This window comes from Photobacterium sp. R1 (genome assembly GCF_054600795.1).
The window spans coordinates 1-271 of record NZ_BAAHZP010000550.1 but is presented as its reverse complement, the minus strand read 5'-3'; the positions used below and the strand labels follow the sequence as shown (position 1 = coordinate 271).

At 52.4% G+C, this 271-nt stretch carries 1 pseudogene; it reads right to left on the bottom strand.

Annotated elements, in window-relative coordinates:
• Nucleotides 1–271 (bottom strand): annotated as a pseudogene (locus tag ACYP03_RS26235) (ABC transporter permease); the annotation flags it as partial.

Genomic DNA, 271 nt, shown 5'->3' with positions numbered 1-271 from the left:
TAACCCGCACACAGTCCGACTATGATGCCGATAAAGAGCTGCAGCGCGACGGCAAACAAGCCAATGGCCAGTGAGATGCGCAGCCCGTAGATAATGGTCGACAGAATATCACGGCCCTGATCATCGGTTCCCAACAGGAAGCGGGAGTCGCCAAATTCCATCCATGACGGTGCCAGCTCTGAGTCCATAATATCAATGCTGTTCAGATCATAAGGATCCATTGGCGACAGCAGAGGGGCGAACAGTGCCGTCAGAACAAAGAGCAAAAACA